Genomic DNA, 7,023 nt, shown 5'->3' on the forward strand with positions numbered 1-7,023 from the left:
CGATTACTCAGACAAGCGGCGCCGGAAACCGGGCCGTGGGCACCGGTGCGACGCGCCCGGCGAGACACGGGGCGCTCGGTCACTCCCCGCTGGCTGGGGTGAAGCAGCACTGGCCGCACACGACCACCCGGCCGTTCCCGTACTGGCCTTCCTGCCGGTGCCCGCTCCACACCTCCTCCCTCGGAGGCACGTCGTCGCGCGTTCGTGGGCTCCGCGTGGAGTGATCGCATAGAATCTCGCGGCCAGGCGACTCCGGAGAGGTGGAATGACTGTCGACGCGTTGTTCGCTCGCCGACCTCAGAGGTGGGGCCTGCGAGGCGATCCTCGGGTGTGGGAGGCGATGCGGGAACGGTTGCGCGGCGTGGAGCTGCCGTCCGACTTCTTCACCGCTCGCCGCCTCTTCGAGAGGGCCTTCGCGGACACCGTGGGAGTCGACCTGGACGACATCGTGGAGCGGGACGACACGGTGTACCGGCAAGAACTGGCCACCGGGTCGGGCATGAGCGACGGGTACGTCTCGCTGCACTTCTGGAAGTACACTGGATTGCCGATTCTGCTCGACCGCTGGGCCGCCGCCGTCCATGGGTGACGATCCGGACGTCGGCACGGGTGTCGACGCCGCAGGGGATCGTGTCCGACGGCCAACCCGGCCGTGACGAGGTGGTGTGGCCGGGTCCCGGTCAGCCCCGCGCCTGCTCGTCCGTAGGCCGCGTCTCCGCCGCGGGACGGCGCGTGCGTTGCGCACGGTAGACGGCCAGCGCGACGAGCACTCCCACTCCGATCAGCACCGGGTCGAGAGGCTGATCCAGCAGTATCCAGGCCAGCCCGATGGTCAGGACCGGTTGCAGGAGCTGGACCTGTCCCACCGTCGCGATGCCGCCGAGCGCCAGCGCCCGGTACCAGGCGAAGAACGCCAGCAAGGAGCTGCCCACCGCGAGATAGGCGAACGCGGCCAGCGCTCCCACGGTGATCGTCGACCGCGCCGGAATCCCCACCGCCAGGACCAGACCGAGCACGAGCGGCGACCCGATGACCAGCGCCCACGACGTGACCACCCAGCCCGGATGCGTGCGCGAAAGCACTCCGCCCTCGGCGTAGCCGAGCGCGCACAGCACCACCGCCGCCAGCAGTTCGAGATCGCCCACCCCGAACCGGGAGTCCGCCCGGGACACCAGATAACCCGCAACGAGCGCCGTGCCGAGCAGACACCAGAACCAGAACGCACCGGCGGGCCGTTCCCCGGCTCGCACCGCCGCCATGACGGCGGTCGCGGCGGGCAACAGCGCGAGAACGACCGCGGCGTGCCCGGCCGACACGGTCGTCAGCGCGTGCGCGGTCAACAACGGGAACCCGATCACGGAACCGACCGCCACCACGGCCACCGAGGGCAGGTGACGCAGTGGCGGAACCGGGGGCCATCGCCGGGCCAGGAGCAGTGGCACCGCGACCAGCGCCGCCACCAGCGCACGGCCAGGACCGACCAGCTGAGGCCCGAAGGCCGGGAGAGCGTACTGCGTCACCGGCACGGTCAGGCTGAACCCGAGCACACCGCCGAATCCGAGCACGAGCGCACCGGAGCGGGTGTGTCCGGGCGCTGCGCTCATCACTCCACCTTCGAAAGCCTCCGTAGGTCAGTGCTCAGGGCGACGTCCTCCCAGGGGACTCCGTCGTCCGGGCGGCCGAAATGTCCGAACGTCGCGGTTGGCAGGTACCGGACGTGCCGCAGTCCGAACCGTACCAGCGTGGGCTCGACGCGCAGGTCCACCGCGAGATCGTCCGTTCACGGTGAGCGGCGCCGGTACCGGGTGCCTGAGCTGATCCGGACCTCCGCGGCGGAACGCGCCGCGGTCGGCACGACGCACCCGCGCTGAGCGGTCCGGGCGCTGCCGTGCGCACCGTCCGGCACCGCGGCCCGGCTCGTGGCCGCCTGGGCAAGACCCGGAGCGCTCACCCCTCGCGCGCCGGTGTGGTGAAACTGGTGAAGGCAGTGTTCTTCGGCAGGCGAAAGACCTCCCGGCCCGCGACCGCGTTGAGCACGGTGGCGTTGCGGTAGGCCCCGATTCCCAGATCGGGCGCGGCGACACCGTGGCTGTGCAGGTCGGCGTTCGACACGAACAACCGGCCGGAGACGGTGGGGTCGAGTTCGACCGAGTGGTCCCGTCGCACGCGGTACCGCCCCCGCTCGTCCCGGCGCACCAGTCGTTCGAGCGGGTCGAGGAACCGGGGAACGCGCTGCCGGTATCCCGTGGCCGCGACCACGAGGTCGGTGCGGTGCTCGAACCGGATTCCCGTGTCCCGCTGGTGACAGGTCAGCACGACCTCGCCGGTGCCGTCGTCGACGGTCGAGCCTTCGACCGCCACCCCGCAGCGCAGCCGTACCGGGGCCGGTCCGTCGTCGAGTTCCCGCCGGTAGAGCTCGTCGTGGATTTCTTCCAGCGTGTCCGCCGAGATGCCCTTGTAGTGCCGCCACTGCCGAGCGACCAGCTCGTCGCGCGTCGGCGCGGGCAATCCGTGGAAGTAGTCCACGTAGGCCGGAGTGGTCATCTCCAGCACCAGCTTCGTGTAGTCCAGCGGCGCGAACGACTCGGTCCTGGTCAGCCAGTTCACGGCAGGCCCCCCGGCGCGGTTGCGCCGCAAGAGGTCGAGGGCGACCTCCGCGCCCGACTGGCCGGACCCCACCACTGTCACCTGCCCCGCACCGGCCACCTCGGCGCTGCGGTCCAGGTAGTCGGCGGTGTGCAGCACGCGGTCAGCGGGCAGTTCGCCCAGCGCTTCGGGAAGCGCCGGTTCGGTGCCGATGCCGAGCACGAGATTCCGTGCGGAGGTCGTGCGCGTACCCGATCCGGCGCGCTCAACCTCCACAAGGAACCGCTGTCCTCCGGAGTCCCAGCTCACCGACCGCACCCGGTGGCCGAAACGGACGGTGTCGAGTCTGGATGCCGCCCAACGAAGATAGTCCTCGTACTCCCTTCGGGTTGGGTGGAACCGTTCCCGCACGTAGAACGGATACATGCGGTCCATGTCCCGCAGGTAGGCCAGAAACGACAACGGATGCGTCGGCTCGACCAGGGTCACCAGGTCGGCGAGAAAGCTCACTTGCAGCTGCGCGTCGTCGAACATCACCCCCGGATGCCAGCGCAGCTCCGGTCGCTGTTCGAACACCACGAGGTCGAGATCGTCCACCCCGTCGGCGAGCGCGGCCAGTCCCAGATTGAACGGCCCGCACCCGATGGCCACCACATCGTGCTCGGTCTCCGGCGTGCTGCTCATCGCGGGCTCCTCCGCTCGTAGGTCACAACGACAGCCGTCTTGTCCGGCAGCTCGACCGTCCCGGCCGGGACGAATCCCGCACGCCGGAACGCGGCCAGGGACGCGCCGTTGCCGACGTCCGGCTCGGCGACGATGCGCGCGCAGCCGGGCTCGGCCTCCAACAGGCTCTCCGCGAGGGCGGCCAGCAGCGCCGTGCCGAGCCCTCGTCCGGTACGACGCCGCTCCCCGATCGCGAGGTGCACGCCCAGGTCGTGCGCGTCGTGCGTGACGTAGTCGGCGAGCCGGTCCCGCATCACCCGGTAGACCTCGACGTAGGCGACGTCGACGCCGTCGTGCGCGACCAGGCACGGCAGCGAATGCGTTCCGGCCACCTGCCGTGCGATCTCCGCGCGCCAGCGCGGCAGCGGCCAATCCTGCTTCCAGAACGCCGCGACGTGTGGTTCGGCCATCCACCGGTGGATCAGGGGCGAGTCCTGCTCGGCGGAAGCCACGCGCGCGGACCACGGAGTGGGCAACGCCGGGACGGGCGGCGGCCCGACCGGTCGTCCTGTGGCCGGGGAAGCGGTCATCGCGGCATCACCCGCAGCGGGTTGGGCGCGTCGAGGTACACCGACTGCGTGTCCAGTGACGCGAGCACCTCATCGATGCCGTGCAGCCGGGTCAGCAGGTTGCCCTTGCACGGCAGCGAACGCGCGCGCAGCCAGCGTCGAGCCAACCGGTCGCCGTCGGGTCCGGCCTCGGCCAGTTCCGGCAGCGCCGCGCTCAGCCGGTCGGCCAGGACGTCGAGCAGGTCCGCTTCGGCCGCCAGCCCGTCCACGGCGAGGCAGCCCACCACAGCGAAGGCCTGGTTGCGCAGCAGGTAGTACGACAGCCGCTCGTCCACGACCTCGTCGGCCACCACCGCCAGCGTCGACGGCTCCCCGCCCAGCAGGCCGAGCACCCGTGACTCGTGAGAGGCGGCCAGGTAGTAGCCCTGGTTGTCCCGGAAGGCGGCACCGGTGACCCCGCCCCGGTCGTCGAGGCGCACGAGGGTGTTCTGCTGGTGCGCCTCCAGGCCGATGCCGGCAGAGGCGTACAGGTGCAGCATGGGCGCGAGCACCCTGTCGGCATAGTCGGCGACCCACCGCTGGGCATCGCCCCAGGCGTGGACCAGCTCGGCGAGCCTGCTGGGACCCTCGCCCGGCCGCGGCGCGACCAGCCCGGCCAGGCAGCGCAGCCCGCCGATCCCGTCGGGAACCTCCCGTACGGCCACGTCGAGCCCGGTGACCTCGGGGCCCTGCGGGCGGCCGGGCTCGTCCACCGCCAGCCAGGCCGGGTCCCTGGTGATGGCGAAACCGGGGTGAGCGGCGAACGTGCTGTCCGCATACCCCGCGTCGAGCAGCCGGTTGACCTCCACGCCGCGCCGGAGTTCGGTGCGGGTGGATTCACGCCTCGAATTGGTCAGCCGCAGTCCGAGGGAGACCTTCAGCATGACCTCGGCGTCCGGACGGTAAAGGGTGCGCACGCTGGAGGTCGGCCACCATTCCGGGCCCAGGGGGCCGAGCGGTTCCAGCAGCCCCGCGTCCACCAGGGCGGCGATCCTGTCCCGGTGGAGCAGATCGCGGGCCTGCCACGGATGCGCGGGCACGAGCACCCGCCCGTCGTCCGGGCCGTCCTCGGCGAGGTCGGCGAGCAGGCGCACGGTGTCGCGCCCGCCGAGCGCCACGGCGCCCGCGACGGCGTCGTGGGACACGATCGCGGGGTCGGCGGCGAACCAGTGCAGGCGGAACGATCCGCGCAGCTCGGGCGAGTAGAGCGCCGACTCGTGGTCGGAGAGCCCGTCACGGCTCTTGGGCGCTGGATGGTGCAGATGGCCGAGGACGAGGGCCTGCTCGGCGTCGAGGAAACCGTCGACGGCCTCGGCCGGGACCGGGCCCTCGCGCCGGTGCCGCACGAACGAGGTCACCCTGCGCACCGATTCGGCCGTCCGCTCGACGAGGGCGGCCACTTCCCCGGGAGGCACGCCACCGTCGCGTGCCCCGCCGTCGGCGGCAGCCTCGGCGGCCAGCACGGCAGTGGCGACGACCGGATCGGCCCGGGGACCGAGTTGTCCGGACGGCCCCTCGACGCGCACGGGTCCGAACCGGTGCCACCCGGTCGGCGACCAGTGCCGCACGTCGGTGACCAGCGTGAGACCGGTGGCCGGCAGCGCCAGGCGCAGGGGACCCGCCTCGACCCGGCGCGCGGTTTCGGTCAGCCAGCAGCGCAGCAGCGCCTCCAGGTGGGCGTGCTCGGCCGAGGCGCGGGCGTCCCGGCTGTGCAGGGGATCGTCGGCCCACGATCCCGGCCCGGCCGCGCCCCCCGGTACCGGGTCCGGGTCCGCCTTCGGATGTCCCGGGCTGGTGGCGGTCATCGCACCTCCTCCTCACTCTCCCGGATACCGGACCGGCCCGCGCGCAGGACCCGGTCGATCAGCTCGTCGATGTCGTCCGGGGTGGCCGCCGGGTTGAGCAGGGTGAACTTCAGGCAGACCTGGTCGTGTTCCGCCTCGGCCGGTGCGGCGTCGCGCGTTCGTCGTGCCCTGGCCACGGTGGTGCGCCCGATCAGCGCCTCCCCCGATTCGAGCAGCCGCCGCCGGAGCGCCCCGTTGATCCTGTCGAGCCGGTCCGCCCCGGCGCGTCCGTCACCGCGATACCGGAACACCACGGTGGTCAGCTCGGCGCCCGCGACGAGCTCCAGTTCGGGTTCGGCCTCGATCCGCCGCTGCGCGTGCGCGGTGAGGTCGTGGCAGGTGTCGACCATCCGGCCGAGCCCGCTGCGACCGTGGGCGAGCAGGGTCGCCGCGACCTTGACCGCGTCCGGCCTGCGTGTGGTTTGCAGGCTGCGTCCCAGCAGACCGTCGTAGCCCGCGTCGCTGTCGTCGGACGGATTCAGATAGGTGACGGTGCGGTCGAGAGCCTGGAACTGCCCGGCCTCGCCCACCAGTAACGCGCTGGCCGCCGCCGGTTGCCAGCCGAGTTTGTGCAGGTCGACGGTGATCGAGTCGGCGAGTTCGAGGCCGGCGAGCCGGTCCGCGAGCCGGTCGGAGAACAGGGCACCGAAACCGTAGGCGGCGTCGACGTGCAGCCAGATCCCGTGTTCGGCGGCGATCTCGGCCAACCTCGGCAGCGGGTCGACCGAACCGAAGTCGGTGGAGCCCGCGGTCGCGACGATCGCGACAGGAGTGCGCCGATCGCGTAGTTCGCGCACGGCGGCGAGCAGGGCGTCCGGACGCATCCGGTACCGGGCGTCCACCGCGACGGGGTGCACGGCCCGCTCCCCCACACCGAGCGCCGCGCACGCGCGGTGCACCGAGAAGTGCGCCAGCTCGGAGCAGAACACGACCGGGCTCGCCAGCGCGGCCACGCCGTCGCCGCGCACATCGACACCACGCGCCAGTGCCGCGCTGTCGCGCGCGAGCAGCAGCCCGAGCAGATTGGACAGCGACCCACCCGGTGTGAGCACGCCGTCGGACCTGCTTCCGAGGCCTGCCAGCCGGGTCAGCGCCCGGACCACCCATCGTTCGACCGCCAGCGCCGAGCCCGCCGAGTCGTAGGTGTCCAGGGAGGCGTTCCCGGCGCCCGCCAGGGCGTCGGCGGCGACCGCGACGGACAGCGGCGGCGGTTGCAGGTGGGCCGCCGCGTGCGGGTCGGACAGGTCGACCCCGAACTCGGCGAGCGTGGTGGCGAGCCTGCGCAACGCGGCGTCCGCGCCGACTCCGTGTTCGGGCAGCGT

Annotated in this window: 6 protein-coding genes; 1 reads left to right on the forward strand and 5 read right to left on the reverse strand. The window is 72.3% G+C overall.

The features are described 5' to 3' along the window. Nucleotides 1–340: 340 nt before the first annotated feature. Complete coding sequence (locus SACSA_RS22730; protein ID WP_198009057.1) at nucleotides 341–589, forward strand: hypothetical protein; 249 nt, start codon at nucleotides 341–343, stop codon at nucleotides 587–589. A 91-nt stretch (nucleotides 590–680) separates the two neighbouring features. On the opposite strand, the gene SACSA_RS22735 is transcribed toward SACSA_RS22730, so the two are convergent. The 5 genes from SACSA_RS22735 to SACSA_RS22740 form a co-directional block, all read right to left on the reverse strand. Then, nucleotides 681–1,604 carry a DMT family transporter gene (locus tag SACSA_RS22735; RefSeq protein WP_019816308.1) on the reverse strand — a complete coding sequence of 308 codons (924 nt, stop codon included), beginning with the start codon at nucleotides 1,602–1,604 and terminating at the stop codon, nucleotides 681–683. A gap of 343 nt (nucleotides 1,605–1,947) precedes the next feature. Then, nucleotides 1,948–3,270 carry a lysine N(6)-hydroxylase/L-ornithine N(5)-oxygenase family protein gene (locus tag SACSA_RS0112705; protein WP_019816310.1) on the reverse strand — a complete coding sequence of 441 codons (1,323 nt, stop codon included), beginning with the start codon at nucleotides 3,268–3,270 and terminating at the stop codon, nucleotides 1,948–1,950. Continuing rightward, entirely contained in the window at nucleotides 3,267–3,761 is a 495-nt protein-coding gene (locus SACSA_RS0112710) for a GNAT family N-acetyltransferase (protein ID WP_019816311.1), read from the reverse strand. The genes SACSA_RS0112705 and SACSA_RS0112710 overlap by 4 nt, the downstream gene beginning before the upstream one ends. Nucleotides 3,762–3,835: 74 nt before the next feature. Continuing rightward, entirely contained in the window at nucleotides 3,836–5,662 is a 1,827-nt protein-coding gene (locus SACSA_RS0112715; protein WP_019816312.1) for an IucA/IucC family protein, read from the reverse strand. Then, nucleotides 5,659–7,023, reverse strand: a 1,365-nt coding sequence (locus SACSA_RS22740; RefSeq protein WP_019816313.1) for a pyridoxal phosphate-dependent decarboxylase family protein, incomplete at its 5' end; no start/stop codon positions are given. The genes SACSA_RS22740 and SACSA_RS0112715, both read right to left, overlap by 4 nt.

The sequence above is a fragment of the Saccharomonospora saliphila YIM 90502 genome (genome assembly GCF_000383795.1).
GTDB lineage: Bacteria > Actinomycetota > Actinomycetes > Mycobacteriales > Pseudonocardiaceae > Saccharomonospora > Saccharomonospora saliphila.